Source organism: Pseudomonas sp. WS 5410, assembly GCF_012985645.1.
In the GTDB taxonomy this organism is placed as follows: Bacteria; Pseudomonadota; Gammaproteobacteria; order Pseudomonadales; family Pseudomonadaceae; genus Aquipseudomonas; species Aquipseudomonas shahriarae.
The window spans coordinates 220,724-244,700 of the sequence record NZ_JAAQWS010000008.1; the positions used below are offsets into that span (position 1 = coordinate 220,724).

22 protein-coding genes are annotated in these 23,977 nt (G+C 62.1%); 12 read left to right on the top strand and 10 right to left on the bottom strand.

The annotated features are described in order from the left end of the window. Positions 1-52: 52 nt before the first annotated feature. From pstB to HBO24_RS14550, 5 genes are all read right to left on the bottom strand, one after another. Positions 53-886: a phosphate ABC transporter ATP-binding protein PstB gene (pstB, locus tag HBO24_RS14530; protein WP_029289934.1), complete on the bottom strand. Its 834-nt coding sequence runs from the start codon at positions 884-886 to the stop codon at positions 53-55. 204 nt (positions 887-1,090) lie between these two features. Next, positions 1,091-2,761: a phosphate ABC transporter permease PstA gene (pstA, locus tag HBO24_RS14535; RefSeq protein ID WP_170044637.1), complete on the bottom strand. Its 1,671-nt coding sequence runs from the start codon at positions 2,759-2,761 to the stop codon at positions 1,091-1,093. 15 nt (positions 2,762-2,776) lie between these two features. Then, on the bottom strand, positions 2,777-4,810 hold the full coding sequence (locus HBO24_RS14540) for an ABC transporter permease subunit (protein WP_169960158.1): 2,034 nt from the start codon (positions 4,808-4,810) through the stop codon (positions 2,777-2,779). A gap of 428 nt (positions 4,811-5,238) precedes the next feature. Further along, positions 5,239-6,222 carry a phosphate ABC transporter substrate-binding protein PstS gene (locus HBO24_RS14545; protein ID WP_057440542.1) on the bottom strand — a complete coding sequence of 328 codons (984 nt, stop codon included), beginning with the start codon at positions 6,220-6,222 and terminating at the stop codon, positions 5,239-5,241. Between the two features lie 290 nt (positions 6,223-6,512). Next, on the bottom strand, positions 6,513-7,793 hold the full coding sequence (locus HBO24_RS14550) for an MFS transporter (RefSeq protein WP_169955454.1): 1,281 nt from the start codon (positions 7,791-7,793) through the stop codon (positions 6,513-6,515). A gap of 562 nt (positions 7,794-8,355) precedes the next feature. On the opposite strand from HBO24_RS14550, the gene HBO24_RS14555 reads away from it, so the two are divergent. Both HBO24_RS14555 and HBO24_RS14560 read left to right on the top strand, forming a co-directional pair. After that, the gene (locus HBO24_RS14555; protein ID WP_003176975.1) at positions 8,356-8,760 is read left to right on the top strand and encodes an acyl-CoA thioesterase; all 405 of its coding nucleotides are present in this window, start codon (positions 8,356-8,358) and stop codon (positions 8,758-8,760) included. Between the two features lie 57 nt (positions 8,761-8,817). After that, a complete protein-coding gene (locus HBO24_RS14560; RefSeq protein ID WP_170059926.1) occupies positions 8,818-9,705 on the top strand; it encodes a D-hexose-6-phosphate mutarotase in 888 nt (295 codons plus the stop codon). Between the two features lie 54 nt (positions 9,706-9,759). Here HBO24_RS14560 and HBO24_RS14565 read toward each other — a convergent pair whose 3' ends face one another. The 5 genes from HBO24_RS14565 to HBO24_RS14585 all read right to left on the bottom strand — a co-directional run bounded on the left by HBO24_RS14565 (position 9,760) and on the right by HBO24_RS14585 (position 13,732). Next, positions 9,760-10,296 carry a DUF3299 domain-containing protein gene (locus HBO24_RS14565; RefSeq protein ID WP_057440544.1) on the bottom strand — a complete coding sequence of 179 codons (537 nt, stop codon included), beginning with the start codon at positions 10,294-10,296 and terminating at the stop codon, positions 9,760-9,762. A gap of 78 nt (positions 10,297-10,374) precedes the next feature. Beyond that, positions 10,375-10,620, bottom strand: a complete 246-nt coding sequence (locus tag HBO24_RS14570) for a GlsB/YeaQ/YmgE family stress response membrane protein (RefSeq protein WP_029289950.1) — start codon at positions 10,618-10,620, stop codon at positions 10,375-10,377. A 100-nt stretch (positions 10,621-10,720) separates the two neighbouring features. Then, positions 10,721-11,806, bottom strand: coding sequence for a 5-(carboxyamino)imidazole ribonucleotide synthase (locus tag HBO24_RS14575; protein ID WP_057444228.1), 1,086 nt, complete (start codon positions 11,804-11,806; stop codon positions 10,721-10,723). 12 nt (positions 11,807-11,818) lie between these two features. Continuing rightward, positions 11,819-12,310, bottom strand: a complete 492-nt coding sequence (purE, locus tag HBO24_RS14580; protein ID WP_057440545.1) for a 5-(carboxyamino)imidazole ribonucleotide mutase — start codon at positions 12,308-12,310, stop codon at positions 11,819-11,821. A 513-nt stretch (positions 12,311-12,823) separates the two neighbouring features. Continuing rightward, positions 12,824-13,732, bottom strand: a complete 909-nt coding sequence (locus tag HBO24_RS14585) for a LysR substrate-binding domain-containing protein (RefSeq protein ID WP_057440625.1) — start codon at positions 13,730-13,732, stop codon at positions 12,824-12,826. A 180-nt stretch (positions 13,733-13,912) separates the two neighbouring features. On the opposite strand from HBO24_RS14585, the gene aspA reads away from it, so the two are divergent. The 10 genes from aspA to HBO24_RS14635 all read left to right on the top strand — a co-directional run bounded on the left by aspA (position 13,913) and on the right by HBO24_RS14635 (position 23,969). Continuing rightward, the gene (aspA, locus tag HBO24_RS14590) at positions 13,913-15,337 is read left to right on the top strand and encodes an aspartate ammonia-lyase (RefSeq protein WP_038444539.1); all 1,425 of its coding nucleotides are present in this window, start codon (positions 13,913-13,915) and stop codon (positions 15,335-15,337) included. Between the two features lie 457 nt (positions 15,338-15,794). Then, a complete protein-coding gene (locus tag HBO24_RS14595) occupies positions 15,795-16,631 on the top strand; it encodes an ABC transporter ATP-binding protein (protein WP_057440627.1) in 837 nt (278 codons plus the stop codon). Between the two features lie 39 nt (positions 16,632-16,670). Continuing rightward, positions 16,671-17,663: an ABC transporter substrate-binding protein gene (locus HBO24_RS14600; protein WP_057440546.1), complete on the top strand. Its 993-nt coding sequence runs from the start codon at positions 16,671-16,673 to the stop codon at positions 17,661-17,663. Positions 17,664-17,691: 28 nt separating this feature from the next. Next, positions 17,692-18,465, top strand: a complete 774-nt coding sequence (locus HBO24_RS14605) for an ABC transporter permease (protein WP_057440547.1) — start codon at positions 17,692-17,694, stop codon at positions 18,463-18,465. Further along, positions 18,465-19,229: an SDR family oxidoreductase gene (locus HBO24_RS14610; RefSeq protein WP_115129446.1), complete on the top strand. Its 765-nt coding sequence runs from the start codon at positions 18,465-18,467 to the stop codon at positions 19,227-19,229. The genes HBO24_RS14605 and HBO24_RS14610 overlap by 1 nt, the downstream gene beginning before the upstream one ends. Before the next feature lie 13 nt (positions 19,230-19,242). Then, complete coding sequence (locus HBO24_RS14615; RefSeq protein ID WP_029289969.1) at positions 19,243-19,782, top strand: cupin domain-containing protein; 540 nt, start codon at positions 19,243-19,245, stop codon at positions 19,780-19,782. Between the two features lie 4 nt (positions 19,783-19,786). Next, entirely contained in the window at positions 19,787-20,665 is an 879-nt protein-coding gene (locus tag HBO24_RS14620) for an alpha/beta hydrolase (RefSeq protein ID WP_057440548.1), read from the top strand. Beyond that, positions 20,662-21,495 (top strand): IclR family transcriptional regulator, encoded by an 834-nt coding sequence (locus tag HBO24_RS14625; RefSeq protein ID WP_057440549.1) that lies wholly within the window; start codon positions 20,662-20,664, stop codon positions 21,493-21,495. The genes HBO24_RS14620 and HBO24_RS14625 overlap by 4 nt, the downstream gene beginning before the upstream one ends. A 1-nt stretch (position 21,496) precedes the next feature. Next, positions 21,497-22,294 carry an SDR family oxidoreductase gene (locus HBO24_RS14630; protein WP_057440550.1) on the top strand — a complete coding sequence of 266 codons (798 nt, stop codon included), beginning with the start codon at positions 21,497-21,499 and terminating at the stop codon, positions 22,292-22,294. After that, positions 22,287-23,969, top strand: a complete 1,683-nt coding sequence (locus HBO24_RS14635; RefSeq protein ID WP_057440551.1) for a thiamine pyrophosphate-binding protein — start codon at positions 22,287-22,289, stop codon at positions 23,967-23,969. Before HBO24_RS14630 ends, HBO24_RS14635 begins: the two co-directional genes overlap by 8 nt. Positions 23,970-23,977 lie beyond the last annotated feature (8 nt).

Sequence of the window (23,977 nt, forward strand, 5' to 3'; positions counted from 1 at the left end):
TCCGGTAAGGTGCGGAGAACCGCAGCGTCAGTGCAATCAGAACCACAGCTTCCTAGCCGTAACGACCGGTGATGTAGTCTTCGGTCTGCTTCTTCGCCGGATTGGTGAACAGGGTATCGGTATCGCCGAATTCCACCAGTTTGCCCATGTACATGAACGCGGTGTAGTCGGAAACCCGTGCCGCCTGTTGCATGTTGTGGGTCACGATGACAATGGTGAACTTGGACTTGAGCTCGTAGATCAGCTCTTCGACTTTCAGCGTCGAGATCGGGTCGAGTGCCGAGCACGGTTCGTCGAGCAGCAGTACTTCCGGCTCCACGGCGATGGTCCGGGCAATCACCAGACGCTGCTGCTGGCCGCCGGACAGGCCGAGGGCCGATTCGTGCAGGCGGTCCTTGACCTCATCCCACAGCGCCGCGCCCTTGAGGGCCCACTCCACTGCTTCGTCGAGGATGCGCTTTTTGTTGATGCCCTGGATGCGCAGGCCATAGACCACGTTTTCGTAGATGGTCTTGGGGAACGGGTTGGGCTTCTGGAACACCATGCCCACCCGGCGACGCAGCTCGGCCACATCTTCGCCCTTGCGGTAGATGTTGCTGCCGTAGAGGTTGATCGCGCCTTCCACACGGCAACCGTCCACCAGGTCGTTCATGCGGTTGAAGGTGCGCAACAGCGTGGACTTGCCGCAGCCCGACGGGCCGATAAAGGCGGTCACGCGCTGCTTGGGGATGTTCATGCTGACGTCGAACAGCGCTTGCTTCTCACCGTAGTACAGGCTCAGGCCCGGAACTTCGATGGCCACGGTTTCTTCGGCCAGGCTCAGGCTCTGCTTGTCGCGACCCAGGGCTGACATGTTGATGCCGTGGGAATGGGTTTCATGTTGCATGGGATGCTCCCTGTGCTACCAATTCGTTTCGTTGAACCGCGGCTTCATAGTGGGCCTTGCGGTTTACCTCAAATCTGTTTCCAACTCGGTTCCCTGTGGGAGCGGGCTTGCTTGCGAAAGCGTCAGGTCAGTCAACCAATCTATTACTGAGACACCGCATTCGCGAGCAAGCCCGCTCCCACATTAGGTCCGCGTTCAATTCAATCAGCTGTCCAGCGCCTTGTATTTTTCGCGCAGGTGGTTACGAATCCATACCGCCGACAGGTTCAGCGTGGCGATCACCAGCACCAGCAGGAACGCGGTGGCGTACACCAGCGGGCGGGCCGCTTCGACGTTGGGGCTCTGGAAGCCGACGTCGTAGATATGGAAGCCCAGGTGCATGATCTTCTGGTCCAGGTGCAGGTACGGGTAGTTGCCGTCCAGCGGCAGCGACGGCGCCAGCTTGACCACACCCACCAGCATCAGCGGTGCGACTTCACCCGCGGCGCGGGCCACGGCGAGGATCATGCCGGTCATCATCGCCGGGCTGGCCATGGGCAGGACGATTTTCCACAGGGTCTCCGCCTTGGTTGCACCCAGTGCCAGGGAACCTTCACGCACGGTGCGTGGGATTCGCGCCAGGCCTTCCTCAGTGGCCACGATCACCACCGGCACCGCCAGCAGCGCCAGGGTCAACGAAGCCCACAACAGGCCCGGCGTACCGAAGGTTGGTGCCGGCAGGGCTTCGGGGAAGAACAAGCGATCCACCGAACCACCCAGCACGTAGACGAAGAAGCCCAGGCCGAACACGCCGTAGACAATCGCCGGGACGCCCGCCAGGTTGTTCACCGCGATACGGATGATGCGGGTCAAGGTGTTCTGCTTGGCGTATTCACGCAGGTAGACCGCCGCCAGTACGCCAAACGGGGTCACGATCATCGCCATGATCAAGGTCATCATCACGGTGCCGAAGATCGCCGGGAAAATCCCGCCTTCGGTGTTGGCTTCCCGTGGGTCATCGCTGAGGAATTCCCAGACCTTACTGACATAGAAACCCATCTTGGTCAGGGTGCCCATGGCGTTCGGCTGGTAGGCGTGCACCACGTGGCCAATATTGATTTCCAACTCTTTGCCGTTGGCATCGCGGGCCGTGAGGCTGTCGCGGTTGAACTGGGCGTGCAGGTCGGTCAGGCGCGCTTCGACGGCCTGGTAACGGGCATTCAGCTCGGCGCGATCGGCATCCATATCGGCCTGGGCGGCGGCGTCGAGCTTGCCGTCCAGCTCCAGCTTGCGACCGTGCAGGCGGATGCGCTCGAGACCGGCGTTGATCGCGCCGATGTCGACTTTCTCAAGGGTCTTGAGATCGGCAGCCAGCTTGTTCACCCGCTCAACCCGCGCCTGCAGCTCTGGCCACGCAGCCTCGCCTTCGGCGATGACTTTGCCATCCTGCTTGACGTTGACCAGGGTGCCGTAGAAGTTGCCCCACTCACGACGCTCGATGACCATCAACTCGGCAGGCGTGGTCTGGTTGGTCAGCCACTCGCCGACGATCCAGGTGAAGTCATTGCCGTTCAAGTCACGGTTGCCGACCTTGATCAGCTCGCGGGTCATGAACTCCGGACCTTCGTCCGGCACCGGCAGGCCAGCGCTTTTCAGGCGCTCGCGCGGCACTTGTTCTTTCTGTACCACTTCGCCGATGACGATGTGGTTGGCCTGGCCCGGCACGCCGTAGTTGGCCTGGATCAGGTCAGCCGGCCAGAAGTGACCCAAGCCGCGCACGGCAATCACAGCCAGCAAACCAATGGTCATGATGACCGCGATGGCCACCGCGCCACCGCTGATCCAGACGCCGGGGGCGCCGCTCTTGAACCATCCATTCAGGGAGTTCTGTTTCACAGACTTCTACCTTTCTTAAAGCGACGAGTATTTCTTGCGCAGACGCTGACGGATCAGCTCGGCGAGGGTGTTCATGACGAAGGTAAACAACAGCAGTACCAGCGCCGAGAGGAACAGCACCCGGTAGTGACTGCCGCCCACTTCCGACTCGGGCATTTCCACCGCGACGTTGGCTGCGAGCGTTCGCAGGCCTTCGAACAGGTTCATCTCCATGACCGGGGTGTTACCCGTGGCCATCAGCACGATCATGGTTTCACCCACCGCACGGCCCATGCCGATCATCAGCGCCGAGAAGATCCCTGGGCTGGCGGTCAGCAATACAACGCGGGTCATGGTCTGCCAAGGCGTGGCGCCCAGGGCCAGGGAACCCAGGGTCAGGCCGCGCGGTACGCTGAACACGGCGTCTTCGGCGATGGAGTAGATGTTCGGGATCACCGCAAAACCCATGGCCAGGCCGACAACCAGGGCGTTGCGCTGGTCGTAGGTGATGCCAAGGTCGTGGGAGATCCACATGCGCATGTCGCCACCGAAGAACCAGGTTTCCAGGTACGGGCTCATGTACAGCGAGAGCCAGCCCACAAACAGGATCACCGGGATCAACATCGCACTTTCCCAGCCATCGGGAACCCGCAGGCGGATCGACTCAGGCAGGCGGCTGAAAGCAAAACCAGCCACCAGGATGCCAATCGGCAACAACATCAGCAGGCTGAAAATCCCCGGCAGGTGCCCTTCGACATACGGCGCCAGGAACAGGCCGGCGAAGAAGCCGAGGATCACCGTCGGCATCGCTTCCATCAGTTCGATCACCGGCTTGACCTTGCGGCGCAGGCTCGGGGCCATGAAGTAGGCGGTGTAGATCGCCGCGGCAATGGCCAGTGGTGCAGCCAGCAACATGGCGTAGAACGCGGCCTTGAGCGTACCGAAGGTCAGTGGCGCGAGGCTCATCTTGGGTTCGAAGTCGCTGTTGGCGGCGGTCGATTGCCAGACGTATTTAGGCTCGTCGTAGTTTTCGTACCAGACCTTGCTCCACAACGCGCTCCAGGACACTTCCGGGTGTGGGTTGTCGAGGGCCAACGGCTGCAGCTTGCCGCCGGCTTCGACGATCACACGGTTGGCCCGTGGCGACATGCCGAAGATGCCTTGGCCTTCTACAACCGGGTCCACCAGCAGGGTGCGATGCGCGGTGCTGTGGAACACACCGAAGTTGCCGGAGGCATCCAGGGCGGTAAAGCCTTTACGACGCTCTTCAGCGGTGATTTCCACCACGGGTGTGCTGCCCATCTGGAACGTGCGGATCTGCTTGAGGTGTTGCTCGCCATCCGGGTCGCGGGCCATGAACCACTGTGCCAGGCCGCCCTTGGAGTCGCCGACGATCAGCGAGATACCGCCCACCAGCTGGGTGCTGGCGGTGATTTCGGCGCTGCCATCTTCCAACAACTTGTATCGACCGTTGAGGCTGTTGTCGCGCAGGCTGAACACATCGGCCAGGGCGCGACCGTTGATCACATACAGCCATTGCTGGCGCGGATCGACGAAGATCGCTTTCACAGGCTCAGTCATTTGCGGCAAGTCGATGCGCTTCTGCTCGCTGACCACTTCGCCGGTCATCATGTTTTCTTCGCGGCTCACCGACAGCACGTTCAGGTGCGAACCAGAGGAACCGGCAATGACCAGCGTGGTGTCGGTGGCGTTGAGGGCCACATGCTCCAGCGGACGACCGGCCTCATCGAGCACCATCGGCGCTTCGCCGTAGGGGTATTCGATTTCCGGCGAAATGGTCTTCTTACCGTCCGGGTAGGACACTTTATAAGTGTGGCGGAACACCAGGGACTGGCCGTTGGACAGACCGAGGATCACCAGCGGGCTGCCCGGCTGGTCTTCACCGATGGACACCACACTGGCGCCGGCCGGCAGAGCCAGGTCGACCCGCTTGAGCTCAGCGCCGGTGTCGACAGTGAAGAACAATGCCTGGCCCTTGTCGGAAACCCGCATGGCGACCTGGTTCTGTTCTTCCAGCGAGATCAGCAACGGCTTGCCGGCATCCTGCATCCAGGCAGGCGTCAGGGCCTCGTCCTTGGTCAGGCTGGCACCCTGGAACAGTGGCCCGACCACGTAGGCCAGGAAGAAGAAAATCAGGGTGATAGCGCCGAGGACGGCGAGACCGCCGACCAGCACGTACCAACGGGTCAGGCGGTCCTTGAGCGCGCGGATGCGGCGCTTGCGTTGCAGCTCAGGCGTATTGAAGTCAATGCGCTTGGGAGGAGAAGTCGTCGTCATGGTGGAATTGGCCAGATCATTCATGCGCACACCCTAGCGATCCTGTATGACAGAAAGATGACAATGCAGTGACGCAAGAAATCCGCCGCGTAGCAGGGCTGGCAGCGGACCGAAAAATTAGGGGTGTAGGCACGCTTGTTGTGAGGGCGGGCAAGCCCGCTCTCACACAAGAGCATGCGTCTACACCAGGTAATGCAGGCTTATTTGCCTTCTTTCAGACCCAGCTCAGCCAGGGTCTTTTCGACCACTTTAGCTGGCAGTGGGATGTAGCCGTCTTTCACTACAACTTCCTGGCCCTGTTTGGACAGAACCAGTTTCACGAACTCGGCTTCCAGCGGGGCCAGAGGCTTGTTCGGGGCTTTGTTGATGTACACGTAGAGGAAGCGCGACAGCGGGTATTTGCCGTTCAGGGCGTTCTCTTCGGTGTCTTCGACGAACTCGCCGCCTTCTTTCTTGGCCAGGGCCACGGTTTTCACGCTGGCGGTCTTGTAGCCGATGCCCGAGTAACCGATGCCGTTCAGCGAGGAGCTGATGGACTGCACGACCGAAGCCGAACCTGGCTGTTCGTTGACATTGGGCTTGTAGTCACCTTTGCACAGGGCTTCTTCCTTGAAGTAGCCGTAGGTGCCGGATACCGAGTTACGACCGAACAGTTGCACCGGCTTGTTGGCCAGGTCACCGGTCACACCCAGGTCGCCCCAGGTCTTGACGTCAGCCTTGGCACCGCACAGACGAGTCGACGAGAACACGGCGTCGACCTGAGCCATAGTCAGGTGCTTGATCGGGTTGTCCTTGTGTACGAACACAGCCAGGGCGTCCACGGCCACCGGGATAGCAGTCGGCTTGTAGCCGTACTTCTGCTCAAAAGCCTGCAGTTCGTTGTCCTTCATCTTGCGGCTCATCGGGCCCAGGTTAGCGGTGCCTTCGGTGAGTGCAGGCGGCGCGGTGGAAGAACCGGCGGCTTGAATCTGGATATTGACGTTCGGGTATTCTTTTTTGTAGTTCTCGGCCCACAGAGTCATCAGGTTGGCCAGAGTATCGGAGCCGACACTGGACAGGTTGCCCGATACACCAGAGGTCTTGGTGTAGGGCTTGATCGCAGGGTCAACAGCGGCGACCGCGTTGGCAGTGGCTACGCCAGCAGCGACAAAAGTCATTGCCGCCATCAAACGCTTCAGTTTCATGCCTTACTCCTAGCAGATAGGGATAGTTGGATCGGGGCCAAGTATCGGTAGGCCGTGTGAACACTCTATGTCTGGAATATGACAATTAGATGAAAGGCCAGTATTGGCAGGAAAAGCGGATGCGGGAGAGAAGCTGAGTAAATGCGGGGGCGAAGCGAGGAGTTGCGGTTATTCAGAAATACTCTGTAAACGTTGTAAGAGCCGACTGCCGGCAATGGGGCCCTTGAATTGTGCGCCGTTCAAGGAGCGCCATGGCCGGCAAGCCGGTTCCTACAGGGGACTTGCCAGGATCAACGCCCGCGTTTCCACAGGTAGGCACCCACCAGCATCCCCATCGTGCAGATCACGGCGACGTAGTACGCCGGGCCCATCGGGCTTTCTTTCATCAGCAGCGACACCACCAACGGCGTCAGACCACCGAACACCGCGTAGGCAACGTTGTAGGAAAACGACAGGCCGCTGAAGCGCACCACCGGTGGGAAGGCCTTGACCATCACGTAGGGCACCACGCCGACCACGCCGACGAACAGGCCGGTAAGGGTGTACAGCGGGAACAACCAGTTTGGGTGGTCCAGCAGGCTGTGATACAGCGTCCACGAGGTCGCGAGCAGCAACGCGCAACCGGCGATCAGCACGCGCCCGGCGCCGAAGCGGTCAGCCAGTGCGCCGGAGAGGATGCAGCCCAGGCTCAGGGTGACGATCGCCAGGCTGTTGGCCTGCAACGAGACTGTCGGGCTGAAGTGGTAGATGGTCTGCAGCACGGTCGGGGTCATCAGGATCACAACGACAATGCCGGCCGACAGCAGCCAGGTCAGCAGCATCGACAGCACGATGGCGCCACGGTGGTCACGCAGGACCGCACGCAATGGCAGCTCGGCGGCCAGGGTCTTGCGCTGCTGCATTTCGGCGAAGATCGGGGTTTCGTGCAGCCAGCGGCGCAGGTACACCGAGAACAGGCCGAACACACCGCCCAACAGGAACGGGATCCGCCAGGCGTAGTCCGACACTTGCTCCGGGGTGTAGATCGTGTTGATCGCGGTGGCCACCAGCGAACCCAGGAGGATCCCGGCGGTCAGGCCGCTGGTCAGGGTGCCGCAGGCATAGCCAATATGGCGTGGCGGTACATGTTCAGAAACAAAAACCCACGCGCCCGGCACTTCTCCACCAATCGCCGCGCCCTGGATCACGCGCATCAGCAACAACAGGATCGGGGCCCACAGGCCGATCTGCGCGTAGGTCGGCAACAGGCCCATGATCAGGGTCGGCACCGCCATCATGAAGATGCTCAGGGTGAACATCTTCTTGCGCCCCAGCAGGTCGCCGAAGTGCGCCATGATGATCCCGCCCAGCGGCCGCGCCAGGTAGCCGGCGGCGAAGATGCCGAAGGTCTGCATCAGGCGCAGCCATTCGGGCATGTCGGCGGGGAAAAACAGTTTCCCGACCACAGTGGCGAAGAACACGAAGATGATGAAGTCGTAGAACTCCAGCGCGCCCCCCAGGGCGGACAGCGACAGGGTTTTGTAGTCGTTGCGGTTCAGCGGTCGTGCGGGCGGCGCAATGCTTGAAGGCACTGTGGTCATGGCAAGGCTTCTCTTATTAGGTCAGATCAGGAATCCGCAACAGTGCTGGTTTGGCCTGGCAGGTCCGGCAAGATAACAAATTGCCCGCAAAAGCACAGTCTAAACACCTGCACAGCGACTGGCGTCGACTCGCAAAGTCACCACCTTGCAAGGCCCGCCTATTCCCTCTTCGAATTATTATCGGGGACCGAAAACGCCAGCAAATACTGGAGCGCAGAGTTCAAAAGGCACAATGGTCAAACCCCTCAAGTTGCATGACTGTTTTGGCCATTTCCTTGACGCCTGTAAAGCCGTGCAGATAGATGTACAAAATCAGGGCCGGACGGTCGTCGCGCAGGCTATCGACCGATATACTGCCCACCTTGCACCGGCATATCCGTGGAAGTTGCGCGAAAACGTCGTTGGCACCGGCCAGCCGATTTCGCAGAGTTTCCCTTCAGGCGCCTTTCGAAAAACGTGACGAACGTAGTATGTTCGGGGCTGAATCGTTTTTCCAAGACGGCTATTCACCGATTACATAGTCCAAGAGTCACGGGTCAGAGGCACCCCCGGCATGATCGAACTCGAACAAGAAGATCCTATCCCGCAAGGCGATCTCGCCCTGCAAATCACCGCACTCCCCCGTGAAACCAACGGTTTCGGCGATATTTTCGGCGGCTGGCTGGTGGCGCAGATGGACCTCGCTGGCACGGCAATGGCCAGCAAGGTCGCCGGTGGTCGCGTGGCTACCGTCGCCATTGACCGCATGGCCTTCCTGGTTCCGGTGGCAGTGGGCGCGCAGCTGTCCTTCTACACCCAGGCCCTGGAAATCGGCCGCAGCTCGATCCAGATGATGGTCGAAGTGTGGAGCGATGACCCGCTGTCCAGCGAATGGCGCAAAGTCACCGAGGCGGTGTTTGTGTTCGTCGCCATTGATGGCAGCGGTCGCACTCGCTCGGTTCCGTCGCGGGCGCGTTAAACCTCGCGGCGGTTTGGCGGTCCATTGCCCCATTGCCTGTCACTAAGAGAGCCTTGTATGCCTACGCCCCACCTTGAAACCGTGAAAATGGATGAGCTGGACTGCTGGCGCATCCGCCACAACGGCGCCGAAGTGCTGGTGGCCCAACAAGGCGCGCACATCTTCAGCTACCAGCCCGCGGGCGCCAAGCCGGTGATCTGGCCCAACGACCAGGCCGTGTTCAAGGCTGGCAAAGGTATCCGTACGGGTGTGCCGGTGTGCTGGCCGTGGTTTGGTGTGTTTGACCGCAACCCGCAAAGCGTCAAGGCGATGCGCCAGAGTGATCAGCCGGCCGGCGCCCATGGTTTCGCGCGCACGGCCATCTGGACCTTGTCCGGCGTCGAAGACAATCGGGTTGAGCTGGTATTGCCGGTACCTGCTGGCGGCTTCCCGGATTGGCCGCATCAGGTCGATCTGAAAATGAGCATCCTGCTCGACGAGCAACTGCATATCCGCCTGACCAGCCACAACCGTGGCACCGACAACGTGACCATCAGCCAGGCGCTGCACAGCTACTTCGCAGTCAGCGACGTGCGCAAGGTGCAGGTCGAAGGCCTGGACGGATTGGACTATATCGATACCGTCGACGGCTGGGTGACCAAGCAACAGGCCGGCGCACTGCACTTCGCTGCAGAGACCGATCGTATCTACCTCGATACTCCAGCTCAATTGAACATCGTCGATCAAGACTGGCAACGCCGGATCCAGCTCACCAGCGAAGGGTCCAAATCGACCGTGATCTGGAACCCTTGGACCGAACGGGCCAAGGCTTTCGATGATATGGCCGACGATGGCTGGCAGGGCATGCTGTGCATCGAGACGGCGAACGTGCTGGACGATGTGGTGGCATTGGCACCGGGTGCTAGTCACACCATGGGTGTGAGCATCGCCAGCCTGCCCCTGTAAACCCAATCGAATGTGGGAGCAGGCTTGCTCCCACAAGGGGATTTTTGGCGCCGGTTACAGGTCCGATTCCTGCACCACCCGCACCACCCCCGCATCCAGCGCATACGCTGCATCCGCCAGGTCGTTGTTGACCGTCTCCACCTTCAACGTGCCAGTGACCCACAACGGCGTGTAGATATCGTCCAGCTTCAAGCCTTTGGGATAGCGCACCAGCACCAGTTGATTGGGCGGCGGCGGCGGTACGTGAATGCAGGCGCCCGGGTAAGGCACCAGGAAAAACAGGGTGCTGCGGCCCTTGGCATCGGTTTCCAATGGCACCGGATAACCGCCAAGACGGATGTGCTTGCCGTTCATGGCGGCCACGGTCTTGGTCGAATACATCACCGCCGGCAAGCCCTTGCTCTGTTTCAGGCCACCCTTTTCGGTAAAGGTGCCCAGGGCTTCTGGGGAGTTGTGGTCGATATCCGGCATTTGTTCGAGAGCCTTCTGGTCCGACTCGGGCATCAGTTCCAGCCAGTCGGTTTCCGTAAGCTCAGCGGCGTGGGCCAGGCTTGAACCCAGCAAAAGGACAGTCAACAGAAGGCGGCGCATGAAGGGGCTCGGCAAATAAGAACAGTGCCGGCATTCTAGCCCTCTGCGCCTGCGCAGCGCAGAGGGCTTGTCGCTAAATTACTTCTTTTTCAGCAGACCGTAGATCACCAGCAACACAATGGCACCCACCAGCGCGCCAATGAAACCTGCACCCTGACCTGCCTGGTAGATACCCAGGGCCTGACCGCCATAGGTCGCCGCCAGGGAGCCGGCGATACCCAGCAGGATGGTCATGATCCAGCCCATGCTGTCGTCGCCTGGTTTCAGGAAACGCGCCAGCAGGCCGACGATCAAACCGATAAAGATGGTCCCAATGATACCCATGGCATTTCCCTCTGAATGAAAGTTAGCTGAAGCCTAGTCAGACTTTGGCGTCCTGCAATCAGAGGATGGCGGTCACCAATGGTTCCCGCCAGCCCGTGGGTTATTGCGCGGCGATCAGCGCCTGGACCTTGGCGATCTGCGCGTCGAGTGTCGCGCGGTCCTTGCAACGCAGGTTGGCGTGGCCGACCTTGCGCCCGGCCTTGAACGCCTTGCCGTAGTGATGCAGGTGGCAGTCATCAATCGCAATGACCTGCTCTACCGGCGGCACCACGCCAATGAAGTTGAGCATCGCGCTCTCGCCCACCTTGGCCGTGGAACCCAGTGGCAAGCCCGCTACCGCCCGCAGGTGGTTTTCGAACTGGCTGCACTCGGCGCCTTCGGTGGTCCAGTGCCCGGAGTTATGCACGCGCGGGGCAATTTCGTTGGCCTTGAGGCCACCGTCGACTTCAAAGAACTCGAATGCCATCACGCCGACATAATCCAGTTGCTTGAGCACTCGGCTGGAATAGTCTTCGGCCAGGGCCTGCAACGGGTGGTCGGTGCTGGCCACGGACAGCTTGAGAATGCCGCTGTCGTGGGTGTTGTGCACCAACGGGTAGAAGCGCGTTTCGCCATCACGGGCGCGCACGGCCACCAGCGAGACTTCGCCGGTAAACGGCACGAAGCCTTCCAGCAGGCAGGCGACGCTGCCCAGTTCGGCGAACGTGCCGACCACATCGGCTTCGGTACGCAGGACTTTCTGGCCCTTGCCGTCATAACCCAGGGTGCGGGTTTTCAACACCGCCGGCAGGCCGATGCTGGCGACCGCCGCATCCAGGTCCGCCTGGGACTGGATGTCAGCGAAGGCCGGAGTCGGAATGCCCAGGTCCTTGAACATGCTCTTTTCGAACCAGCGGTCACGGGCGATGCGCAGCGCTTCAGCGCTCGGGTACACCGGGACGAATTGCGACAGGAACGCCACGGTTTCGGCTGGCACGCTTTCGAATTCGAAGGTCACCAGATCGACTTCATCGGCCAATTGGCGCAAGTGGTCCGGGTCGCTGTAGTCCGCCCGCAGGTGTTCGCCCAGGGCCGCCGCACAGGCGTCCGGCGCCGGATCAAGAAACGCGAAGTTCATCCCCAGCGGCGTACCCGCCAAGGCCAGCATGCGACCCAGTTGGCCGCCACCGATTACACCGATTTTCATCAATCAACAACCTCAGGCGATGCGTGGGTCTGGATTGTCCAGGACGCTGTCAGTCTGTTCGGCGCGAAATTTCTTCAGGGCCGCGTGGAACTGTGGATGCTTGGCGCCCAGGATACTGGCCGACAGCAATGCCGCGTTGATCGCGCCGGCCTTGCCAATCGCCAGGGTGGCCACCGGAATCCCGGCGGGCATCTGCACGATGGACAGCAGCGAATCCACACCCGAGAGCATCGACGACTGCACCGGCACGCCGAGCACCGGCAAGTGGGTCTTGGCCGCACACATGCCCGGCAGGTGGGCTGCGCCACCGGCACCGGCGATAATCACCTCGATGCCACGGGATTCTGCTTCATCGGCATACTGGAACAGCAAGTCCGGCGTGCGGTGGGCGGAAACCACCTTCACTTCAAACGGAATGCCGAGTTTTTCCAGCATATCGGCGGTGTGGCTAAGGGTGGACCAATCGGACTTGGAGCCCATGATCACGCCAACCAATGCACTCATCGTCGTGCCTCTTCTCTCTGGGCGCCCGCAGGCGCGTCAAAAAACAACAAGCCACGCGGGAAATCCGGCGTGGCTTGTTGTACGAATTAAGGCCGGTTGGACCGGCCGAAGGCCGCGCAGTATACCGTAATAATGCAGATAAACAGCCCCTGTGCCGACCATCTGTCTTACGCTTCAAACCTGCGGTTTTATTGACTTTAGAGTCAGCGAAAACACCCCGAAATACTCTGGGAGCTGGCTTGCCTGCAATGTCGGCTGATACACCGCTATCGCAGCATAGGTATCTACACAACTCTCTATCTAGTGCTTATTGGGTTTGTGTGCATATCCGTTGCTGCGGTAATGGCCACTTAGGGTTCCGCCCTTACGGCGGGTCACTTTCGAAGAGCGCGAAGCTGCCTTCCCCTGTGGGAGCGGGCTTGCCCGCGATGACGGTGTATCAGTCGATAAATCTATTGGCTGACCTGCCGCCATCGCAGGCAAGCCAGCTCCCACATTTGTTCTGTGTTGGGCTCAGCTATTCTGCGCCGCCCCACCTTCCAGCTTGCGCCACAGCAATCGCACGTTCGCCTTGCGCACCAACGCACAGCGATACAGGCGAATCTCCAGCGGCACATGCCACTGCGGCCCGCCACACACCACCAGCTCGCCCCGGGCCAGTTCGGCGCGCACGCTCAACTGTGGCACCCAGGCAATCCCCAACCCTTCCAGGGCCATGCTTTTCAGGCTGTCGGCCATGGCGGTTTCATACACCGTGGTAAAGCGCAGCGCGCGCTGGCGCAACAGCAGGTTCACCGAACGGCCGAGGAACGCCCCGGCGCTGTAGGCCAGCAGCGGCACACTGCCCTCGCCTTCCAGGTCGAACAACGGCTTGCCATCGGCATCGGCGGCGCACACCGGGAGCATTTCAGTGTTGCCCAAGTGCAGTGACGGGAAAATCTCCGGATCCATTTGCATGGCTGCGTCCGGATCGTAGAACGCCAGCATCAGGTCGCAGCCGCCTTCGCGCAGGGCATGCACCGCATCGCCGACGTTGGTGGCGACCAGGCGCGTGGCGATGTTCAGCCCTTCGTTGCGCAATTGCGCGATCCAGCGTGGGAAAAAACCCAGCGCCAGGGAGTGCGCTGCCGCCACTTGCATGACTTCGCCCTGGCCGCCTTCAAGGTGATGCAAATGCCGCAGCACCTCGCCCAGTTGCTCGACCACCGTGCGCGCCGTGACCAAAAACAACTGCCCCGCTGCCGTCAGCTCGACGGGCGTGCGCGAGCGGTTGACCAGGGTCAGCCCCAGGGCCGCCTCAAGGCTGCGGATGCGTCGACTGAAGGCCGGCTGGGTGACAAAGCGCCGCTCCGCCGCCTGGGAGAAGCTGCGCGTGGCCGCCAGGGCGCTAAAGTCTTCCAGCCATTTGCTTTCAAGGTTCATCTGATTCTCCAGGGCATGCACCATTTTGGCACACACGCCCGCCATGATAACCGGGTCACATCAACATTATGCCGTTTGTGCATAGGCCAGCGCTTAATAGCATTGGCCCAAAAATTTCCACAAGCCTAGCATTCACAGCGTTCCGGCCTAGCCCGGGTCCATATCGAGATGATTTCCGTCATGTCCTCTGCTGCATCATTCCGTACAGAAAAAGACCTGCTTGGCGTACTCGAAGTACCTGCCCAAGCGTACTACGGCATCCAGACCCTGCGAGCGGTGAACAACTTCCGTCTCTCCGGCGTTCCGATTTCGCATTACCCGAAATTGGTGGTCGGTCTGGCAATGGTCAAGCAAGCCGCCGCTGATGCCAACCGCGAGTTGGGCCAGCTCAGCGAAGCCAAGCACGCTGCCATCAGCGAAGCCTGTGCCCGCCTGATACGCGGCGACTTCCACGAAGAGTTCGTGGTGGACATGATTCAAGGCGGCGCTGGCACTTCAACCAACATGAATGCCAACGAAGTCATCGCCAACATCGCGTTGGAGGCCATGGGCCACAACAAGGGCGAATACCAATACCTGCACCCCAACAACGACGTGAACATGGCGCAGTCGACCAACGACGCCTATCCGACCGCGATCCGCCTGGGTCTGCTGTTGGGCCATGACGCGCTGCTGGCCAGCCTCGACAGCCTGATCCAGGCGTTCGCCGCCAAAGGTGTCGAGTTCGGCCACGTCCTGAAAATGGGCCGCACCCAACTGCAAGACGCCGTACCGATGACCCTCGGCCAGGAATTCCGCGCCTTCGCCACGACCCTGGGTGAAGACCTGGCACGCCTCAAGACCCTGGCTCCGGAGCTGCTGACCGAAGTCAACCTGGGCGGCACCGCCATCGGTACCGGCATCAACGCCGACCCGCGTTACCAGGCCCTGGCCGTGCAACGCCTGGCCACCATCAGCGGCCAGCCGCTGGTACCGGCGGCCGACCTGATCGAAGCCACCTCCGACATGGGCGCGTTCGTGCTGTTCTCCGGCATGCTCAAGCGTACCGCGGTGAAGCTGTCGAAGATCTGCAACGACCTGCGCCTGCTGTCCAGCGGCCCACGCACCGGGATCAACGAAATCAACCTGCCAGCGCGTCAGCCAGGCAGCTCGATCATGCCCGGCAAGGTCAACCCGGTCATCCCGGAAGCCGTGAACCAGGTGGCCTTCCAGGTCATCGGTAACGACCTGGCCCTGACCATGGCGGCCGAAGGCGGCCAACTGCAACTGAACGTGATGGAGCCGCTGATCGCTTTCAAGATCTTCGACTCGATCCGCCTGCTGCAACGCGCCATGGACATGCTGCGCGAACACTGCATCGTCGGCATCACCGCCAACGAAGCACGCTGCCGCGAACTGGTGGAGCACTCCATCGGCCTGGTCACCGCGCTGAACCCGTACATCGGCTATGAAAACGCCACCCGCATCGCCCGTATCGCCCTTGAAAGCGGCCGTGGCGTGCTGGAGCTGGTGCGCGAAGAAGGCTTGCTCGACGACGCCATGCTCGACGACATCCTGCGCCCGGAAAACATGATTGCCCCGCGTCTGGTGCCTTTGAAGGCCTGAACGCATGTAGCACCGCTCACCAGGTTGAGGGACTAGACACCTCTCACCCTTTTGAGGGCTTGAAGATTTCGATCTTCAGGCCCTTTTTTTTGCTTTTTTAACGCCTGCCCCCTGAGCGAGTTGGCTCGCTCCCACTCGCACCTATATAGAAGCGCGCAACTGCGTTTTATATATAAAACAAATAAGCCGATTATTAACTTCCCCGCGTTACCTGAAAAAGCACCGACCTCTCGCAACTTCCCATTACATGCCCGAACAGTGTGCAAATTCGTGCCATATAATAACCAACGTTTCATATATGAAACGTCAAACTTTCAACTACTTAACCCCAAGTCATTCATATAAAAGGACATTTACTAAAAACCTGTAGGAAATAAACCCCTGGCATTGTTCATGCACTAAACGGCGTATCACCTATAAAACAGACCAGAGTACCTTCCTGATGGCTGTGAAAGAGATGTACGCCGTGACGCCCCAATGGAATAACCAAGCTCTCAGGGAAGAGCTGGAGCCGACTGAAATTGAATTTCGCAATGTCGGTAAATGTTTCCCTGCCAAGGGTAAAGCGGACGCGCCCTTCGCCATTCGCGAGGTGAACTTCAAGATTCGCCGGGGTGAAGTGGTGTCGATCATCGGCCCTTCCGGTTGCGGCAAGAGCACCATCCTGAACATGGGCTCGGGTCTGTACCGCCCCAGCGAAGGTGAAGTGTTCGTCGGTGGCGAGCCGGTCACCGGGCCGGTGCCGCAGGTTGCGTTCATGCTGCAAAAGGACCTGCTGATGCCCTGGCGCAGCATCCGCCGCAACGTCGAACTGGGCCTGGAAATCCAGGGTGTGCCTGCCGCCACCCGGCAGAAGGTGGCCCTGGACCTGCTCGACCGCTGCCACCTCAATGGCTACGCCGATCACTACCCGTTCCAGCTCTCCGGTGGCATGCGCCAGCGCGCCGCCCTGGCCCGCACCCTGGCCATCGACCCGCAGGTGCTGTTCCTCGACGAGCCGTTCTCGGCCCTCGATGCCCAGACCAAGATGATCCTGCAACAGGACATGGCACGGATGCTCTTCGACGAGAAGAAAACCGCGCTGTTCATCACCCACGACCTGATCGAAGGCATCGCCATGTCCGACCGCTTGCTGGTCATGAGCGCCCGCCCCGGCACGATCATCGAAGAGATCAGCATCGACCTGCCGTTTCGCGACAACCCCCTGGAGCGCCGCAAGCTGCCGGAAATCGGCCCGCTGGTAGGCCGCCTGATGGAGTTGCTCCAGGTCGGCGCCGACACCGAACTGCACTGATCACCGCCCTTGCGGCCCCCAACCGATTCCGGAGTCCCCATGCTCAAGTCTCTGTTTCAACGTCTTTGCGCCCTCAGCCTGGGCCTCGGTGTGGCCTGTGCCGCCCAGGCGCAGCCGACCAAGGTCACCTACCTGCTGCCGGCGCCGCCCAACTCGCCCGCGTTCGCACCGTGGATCATCGCCAAGGAAAAGGGCTACTACACGGCCCAGGACCTGGACCTGACGTTCATCGCCGCCAAAGGTGGCGTGGATGTGGCGAAGCAGATCGGCGCCGGTAACGCGTTGATCGGCGGGGCCATCGGTGACACGCCTATCGTGGTGCGGGCCAATGGCATCCCGGTACGCGCCGTGGCGGTGCTGGGCGACGGCGGCGTGACGATGATCGCCACCAACGCCAAGGACAACATCAACAGCGTCAGCGACCTCAAGGGCAAGACCATGACGGTGATGTCGTACTCCGACACCACCTACTACGCCCTGCTCGCTTCGCTGCGCAAAGCCGGGTTGGGCAAGAACGACGTGAACATCCAGGCCGCCGGCCCCGCCGGCGTCTGGCAGTTGTTCTCCGCCAACAAGGCCCAGGCCATGGCCGGGGTGCCGGACTGGGTGATCAATGCCGAGGAAGCCGGGGTGCAGATCAAGTTGATCCCCCAGGACCAGATCTTCGAAAGCATGGCCCAGGCGATTCTCGCTTCCGACGACGCCATCAAGAACCAGCCCAAGCTCGTGCGCGGCGTGGTCCAGGGCACCCTGCAAGGCATGCGCGACATCATCCAGGACCCGCGCGCCGCTGCCGTGACCTTCGCCAAGGCGGTACCGGCGTATGCCGGCAAGGAGGACTCGCTGGAGAAGATCTTCAAGCTCTACGTCGAACACGTCTACGCCAAGCAGGCCGTGCTCGGGCACATCGATCCGCAGCACCTGGACAAGGTTCTGCAGTTCTATGTCAGCGAAGGCATCGTCACCCAGGCGACCCCGCTTGAAGACCTCTTCACCAACCAATTCGTCGACAGCCCGGTCGCCGCACAGTGAACCACCGGGACATTGAGGTACGTACACGATGAAAAACAATAACTCCGTGCTCGGTAGCGTCGCGCTGCTGATCCTGTTCCTGGTCCTCTGGCAATGGGGCCCCGGCCTGCTCGGCATGCCCGAGTTCGTCATGCCCAAACTCAGCCGCGTAGCCCAGGAAGGCCTGGTGATGTGGCAGACCGGCGGCCTGCTGCAACACACCCTGATCACCGCGCTGGAGATCGTTGTCGGCTTCGCCCTCGGCGCCCTGCTGGGGGTGGTGATCGGTGTCTCGCTGGGCCTGTCGCCGGCTGCCGAGGCCATGTTGTCGCCGTACATCCTGGCCTTGCAGATCGCGCCGAAAGTCGCCTTCGCGCCGCTGTTCGTGATGTGGCTGGGCTACACCATCTACCCGAAGATTCTGATCGCGATCCTGATCGTGTTTTTCCCGGTGATGATCAACGTGCTCTCGGCGATCCGCACCGTCGACCCGGACATGATCAACCTGGTACGCACCATGAACGCCAACCGCTGGCAGATCTTCCGCCTGGTGGAGTTCCCCTCGGCCATGGCCGCACTGTTTTCCGGCCTGCGCATTGCCTCGACCCTGGCCGTGATCGGCGTCACCGTCGGTGAACTGGTCGGCGGCAACCAGGGCCTGGGCTTTTTGCTGGTGGACGCCGAGGGCCAGGGCAATACCGCCGGGGTGTTCGTCGCCATTGTCGCGCTGACCCTGATTGGGGTGATCGCCTACGGCGCAGTGGTGTGGGCGGAAAAACGCGTCCTGCACTACATGCCCAAAGCCATGTTGAGCACCCAATGATGAGCCGCCATGACCTTTTGCTTGCAGGCCGTCGCGTGCTGGTCACCGGTGGCGCCCGTGGCCTGGGCTATGCCTTTGCCCAGGCCATCGGCCAGGCCGGTGCCCGAGTGGTGATTGCCGATGTGCTGCACGAACGTGTGCAGCAGGCCGCCTGTGAATTGCGGGCGCTGGGCCTGGATGTGCAGGCCGTCACCGTCGACCTGGCCCAACCCGCGTCGATCCAGGCCTGTGTCGACGCGACGATCAGCCTGTTGGGCGGCCTCGATGGCTTGGTGAACAACGCCTCGATCACCAACTCCGGCGGCAAGGGCTGCGAAGCATTGAGCATCGACACCTGGGACCAGGTGATGCAGGTCAACGTGCGCGGCACCTGGCTGATGACCACCGCCTGCCTGCCGGCCCTGCGCGCCAGCGGCCAGGGCGCCATCGTCAACCTGGCCTCGGACACCCCACTGTGGGGCGCGCCGAACCTGTTGGCCTATGTCGCCAGCAAGGGCGCGATCATCGCCATGACCCGCAGTCTGGCGCGGGAGCTGGGCAGCGACAACATCACCGTCAACGCCATCGCCCCCGGCCTGGTGCTGGTGGAAGCCACCGCCTACGTGCCCGAGGCGCGCCACCGTTTGTACAACGACCAACGGGCCCTGCAACGCCCGCAATTGCCCGAAGACGTCAGCGGCGCCGTGCTGTTCGCGCTGTCCGACCTTGCCCGCTTTATCACTGGACAAACCCTGCCGGTCAACGGCGGGTTCGTCATGCCTTGATCTGGAGACTGTCATGACTGATCTATCTGCCCAAAACGACACCCCGAAAAGCTGGGACCGCCCTGCCGGCGCCAGCCTGGAAAGCTGGATGAGCACGCGCATCGCCCGTTACGAGACGCGCAAGTACGACTGGGATGCCCTGAAGTTCCAGGCTGACTACGACCCCAAGTTCCGCCGCGCGCAAATGCGCTACATCGGCACGGGCGGCACTGGCATCAGCACCGACATGAACACCATCCCGTCGGAGCACTTCACCTTTTCCACCATGGTCATCCCGGCCGGCCACGAAGGCCCGCCGCACCTGCACATTGACGTCGAAGAAGTGTTTTTCGTGCTGCGCGGCAAACTCAAGGTGGTGCTGGAAAAGGACGGCGAGCGCTTCGAGACCATCCTCACCGACCGCGACGTGATTTCCGTGCCGCCCGGCGTGTACCGCGAAGAAATCAACATCGGCGATGAAGACGCGCTGATGTGCGTGATGCTCGGCGCGAAAAAACCGATCACCCCGACCTATCCGCCAGAGCACCCTCTGGCCTCGATCAAGCGCGGGTAAGCCCATGTTGCCAGGACTCACGCACGCCGCTTCGACGGCTGACCTGCAAGCCCAACTGCAGCGCGACTTCCCCCAGCAACGGGTCGCGTCAGCAGGTGGTCAGCAGGCCCTGCGGGTATGCGGCACGGGACCGGCAGTGGTGTTGCTGCACGGCATCGGCTCCGGCGCGGCGTCCTGGCTGCAGGTGGCACAACATCTGGCGGCCCAGGCGCGGGTCATCGCCTGGGACGCGCCCGGCTATGGCGACTCCAGCCCCCTGGAATCGCAAGTACCCAAGGCCGAGCAATACGCCGCGCGCCTGGTGCAGATGCTCGATGCGCTGGAGGTGGACGAGTGCGTACTGGTCGGCCATTCCCTGGGCGCACTGACCGCCCTGGCCTTGGCCCGCAGTGCCCAGGCCAGACGCGTGAGCCGCCTGGTACTGATCAGCCCCGCTCGTGGCTATGGCGCGCCCGAGCGCAACGCGCAGCGCCAGCAAGTGCGCCAGCAACGCCTGGACAACCTGCAACGCCTGGGCATCGCCGGGCTGGCCGAGCAGCGCAGCGCCCACATGCTCTCGCCCAGTGCCCAGCCCCAAGCGTTGGCCTGGGTGCACTGGAACATGGCCCGCCTAAACCCGCTGGGCTATCGCCAGGCCATCGAACTGCTGTGCGGCGACGACTTGCTGCGCCACGGCCAACCTGCAATGCCCTGCGAGGTGCATTGCGGCGAAGCCGACAGCATCACCCCACCCGACACCTGCCTGGGCGTGGCCAAGGCCCTGGGTGCCAGCTTCAACCTGATCGCCGACGCAGGCCATGCCAGCCCCATCGAACAACCGCTGGTGGTTGCCGGTCGCCTGGCCTACGCCCTCAAACAATCCCTGACAGGTAGAACCCTATGAACGACTCAGATCTGCTGAAGGATGCTCAGGACAAATACATCGTGCCGGGCCTGGAGCGCGGCTTGTTGCTGCTCTGCGAGTTCAGCCGGCGCAACCGGACCCTGACCGCGCCGGAGCTGGCGCGGCGCCTGGCGCTGCCGCGCTCGACGATTTTCCGCTTGCTGACCACCCTGGAAACCATGGGCTTCGTCACCCGCAGCGGCAACGAATACCGCCTGGGCATGTCGGTGCTGCGCCTGGGATTCGAGTACCTGGCGTCGCTGGAGCTGACCGAACTCGGCCAGCCACTGCTGGCCCGTTTGTGCGACCGGGTTAACTACCCGAGCAACCTGGTGGTGCGCGACGGGCGTTCCATCGTGTACGTGGCCAAGGTGTCGCCGCCTTCGGTGTTCTCCAACGCGGTCAACGTCGGCACCCGCCTGCCGGCCCATGCCACGGTGCTGGGGCGCATCCTCCTCGAAGACCTGTCACTGGCCGAACTGCGCGAGCTGTACCCCGAGGAGCACTTGGAACAGCACTCCCACTGCACCCCGAAAACCGTGATGGAGCTGTTCGACATGCTCCAGGCCGACCGCCAGCGCGGCTTTGTCAGCGGCGAAGGGTTCTTTGAATCGGCGATTTCCACAGTGGCCGCGCCCGTGCGCGACCAGAGCGGCGACATCGTGGCCGCCCTCGGCGTGACCATCCCGACCACGCAGATCGGTCATGTGAATTTTGAAGAGCTGCTGAACCAAGTGCGGCGCAGCGCCGACGAGCTGTCGCGCCTGCTCAACTACAACGGCGGCGCCCACAGCGGGCAGCCCCGCGTCACTGCCTTGATGAGAGATTGAGATGAGCCTTTATTCATTGCAGGGCCGCACCGCAATCGTCACCGGAGGCTCCTCGGGCATAGGCCTGGCATGCGTCGAACTGCTGCTGGAAGCCGGTGCGGCCGTTGCGTTTTGCGGCCGCGATGCAGAACGCCTGCGCCGTGCCGAAAGCGACCTGCGCCAACGTTTCCCGCAAGGCCAACTGCTGGCCCAGGTGTGCGATGTGCTCAATGGCGAATCGGTCAACGCCTTTGCCAGCGCCAGCCAGGCCGCGCTGGGCGCCGCCAGCGTGCTGATCAACAACGCCGGGCAAGGCCGGGTCTCGACCTTTGCCGACACCACCGACAGCGCCTGGACCGAAGAGCTGCACCTGAAGTTTTTTTCGGTGATCAACCCGGTCCGCGCCTTCACGCCGCAGCTGCAAAGCCAGGCCGACGCCGCGATTGTCTGCGTCAACTCGCTGCTGGCCAGCCAGCCGGAACCGCACATGGTCGCCACCTCCGCTGCCCGCGCCGGGATCAAGAACCTGGTGCGCTCGATGGCCACCGAGTTCGCCCCGCTAGGCATCCGCGTCAACGGCATCCTGATTGGCCTGGTGGAGTCCGGGCAATGGCGCCGCCGCTTCGAGGCGCGTGAAGAACGCGACCTCGACTGGGCGCAATGGACCGCCCGCCTGGCCCAACAAAAACATATTCCCCTGGGGCGCCTGGGCCTGCCGATTGAAGCGGCCCGCGCGATCCTGTTTCTGGCCTCGCCTCTGTCGGCTTACACCACAGGCAGCCATATCGATGTCTCTGGAGGCCTGTCCCGCCATGCGTAATGAAAACACTGTCACCGTGGGCGCTGCCATCACCGCCTTTCTCGAACAATGCGACGTCAAGGCCGCGTTTGGCGTGATCTCGATCCACAACATGCCGATCCTCGATGCCTTCGCCGTGCGCGGCAATATCCGCTTTGTCATGGCCCGGGGTGAAGCCGGCGCCGCCAACATGGCCGACGCCTATGCCCGCACCACCGGTGGCCTGGGTGTGTGCCTGACCTCCACCGGCACTGCCGCCGGCAATGCGGCTGGGGCCATGGTTGAAGCGCAGACTGCCGGCACCCCGGTGCTGCACATCACCGGGCAGATCGAGACGCCGTACCTGGACCAGGAACTGGCGTATATCCACGAAGCCCGCGACCAGTTGAACATGCTCAAGGCCGTGTCCAAGGCGGCCTTCCGCGTGCGCAGCGTCGAGACCGCCATCAGCACCCTGAAGCTCGCGGTGCAGACCGCGCTGACCGCGCCCACCGGCCCGGTCAGCGTCGAGATCCCGATCGACATCCAGTCGGCCTTTATCCCAATGCCCACCGACCTGTCGCCACTGCCGATCCCGGTCGCTGTGCCGGCACCGGAAGCCCTCGACCTGGTGGCCGCGCGCCTGGCCAGTGCCAAACGCCCGATGCTCTGGCTCGGTGGCGGCGCGCGGCATGCCGGGGCGCAGGTCAAGCGCCTGCTGGCGATGGGCGTGGGGGTGATCACCTCGACCCAGGGTCGCGGCGTGGTTAACGAAGACGACGAACGTTGCCTGGGGGCCTTTTCGCAGAACAAGCGGGTCGAGCAGTTCCTGCAAACCTGCGATGCACTGCTGATCGCCGGGTCGCGCCTGCGCAGCAATGAGACCTTCAAGTACGCGCTCAAGCTGCCGCAGAACACGCTGCGCATCGACGCCAACCCGGCCATCGAAGGCCGCAGCTATGCCAGCGAACTGTTTATCTGCGGCGACGCGGCCCTGGCCCTGGAAGGGTTGGCTGACCGCCTGGAAGGCCGCCTGCACACCGACCCGCAGTTCCTCGCCGAACTCAAGGCCGTGCGTGAACAGTCGCGCAGCCAACTGGTCGCGGACCTGGGCCCGTACTCGGCGATGGTCGAGCAATTGCAGGCCAGCACCGGGCGCAACTTCTCCTGGGTGCGCGATGTGACCCTGTCCAACAGCATCTGGGGCAACCGCCTGCTCAACCTGTACCACCCGCGCGCCGGGGTTCACGCCTTGGGCGGCGGTATTGGCCAGGGCCTGGCGATGGGCATCGGTGCCGCGGTGGCAGCCGCTGAAACCGCGCCCGAGCGCAAGGTGTTTGCCCTGGCGGGCGATGGCGGTTTCATCCTCAACCTGGGTGAGCTGGCGACCCTGGTCCAGGAGCGCGCCAACCTGGTGATTCTGCTGATGAACGACCAGCGCTACGGGGTGATCCGCAATATCCAGGACGCGGTCTACGGCAGCCGGCATTGCTATGTCGACCTGCACACCCCGGACTACACCAAGCTCGCCGAATCCATGGGCCTGCGCCATGGCCTGGTCACCGACCTCAAGGATTTCGGCAAGGTGGTTGACAGCGCCTTGAGCCAGCCCGGCCCGTTCCTGCTGGAAGTGGACATGCTCAGCGTGGGCAACTTCGCCACCCAGTTCGCCGGCCCGCCCAACAGCGAAACCAAAGCCCAGAAGGCCACCGCCTGAGGATCGTC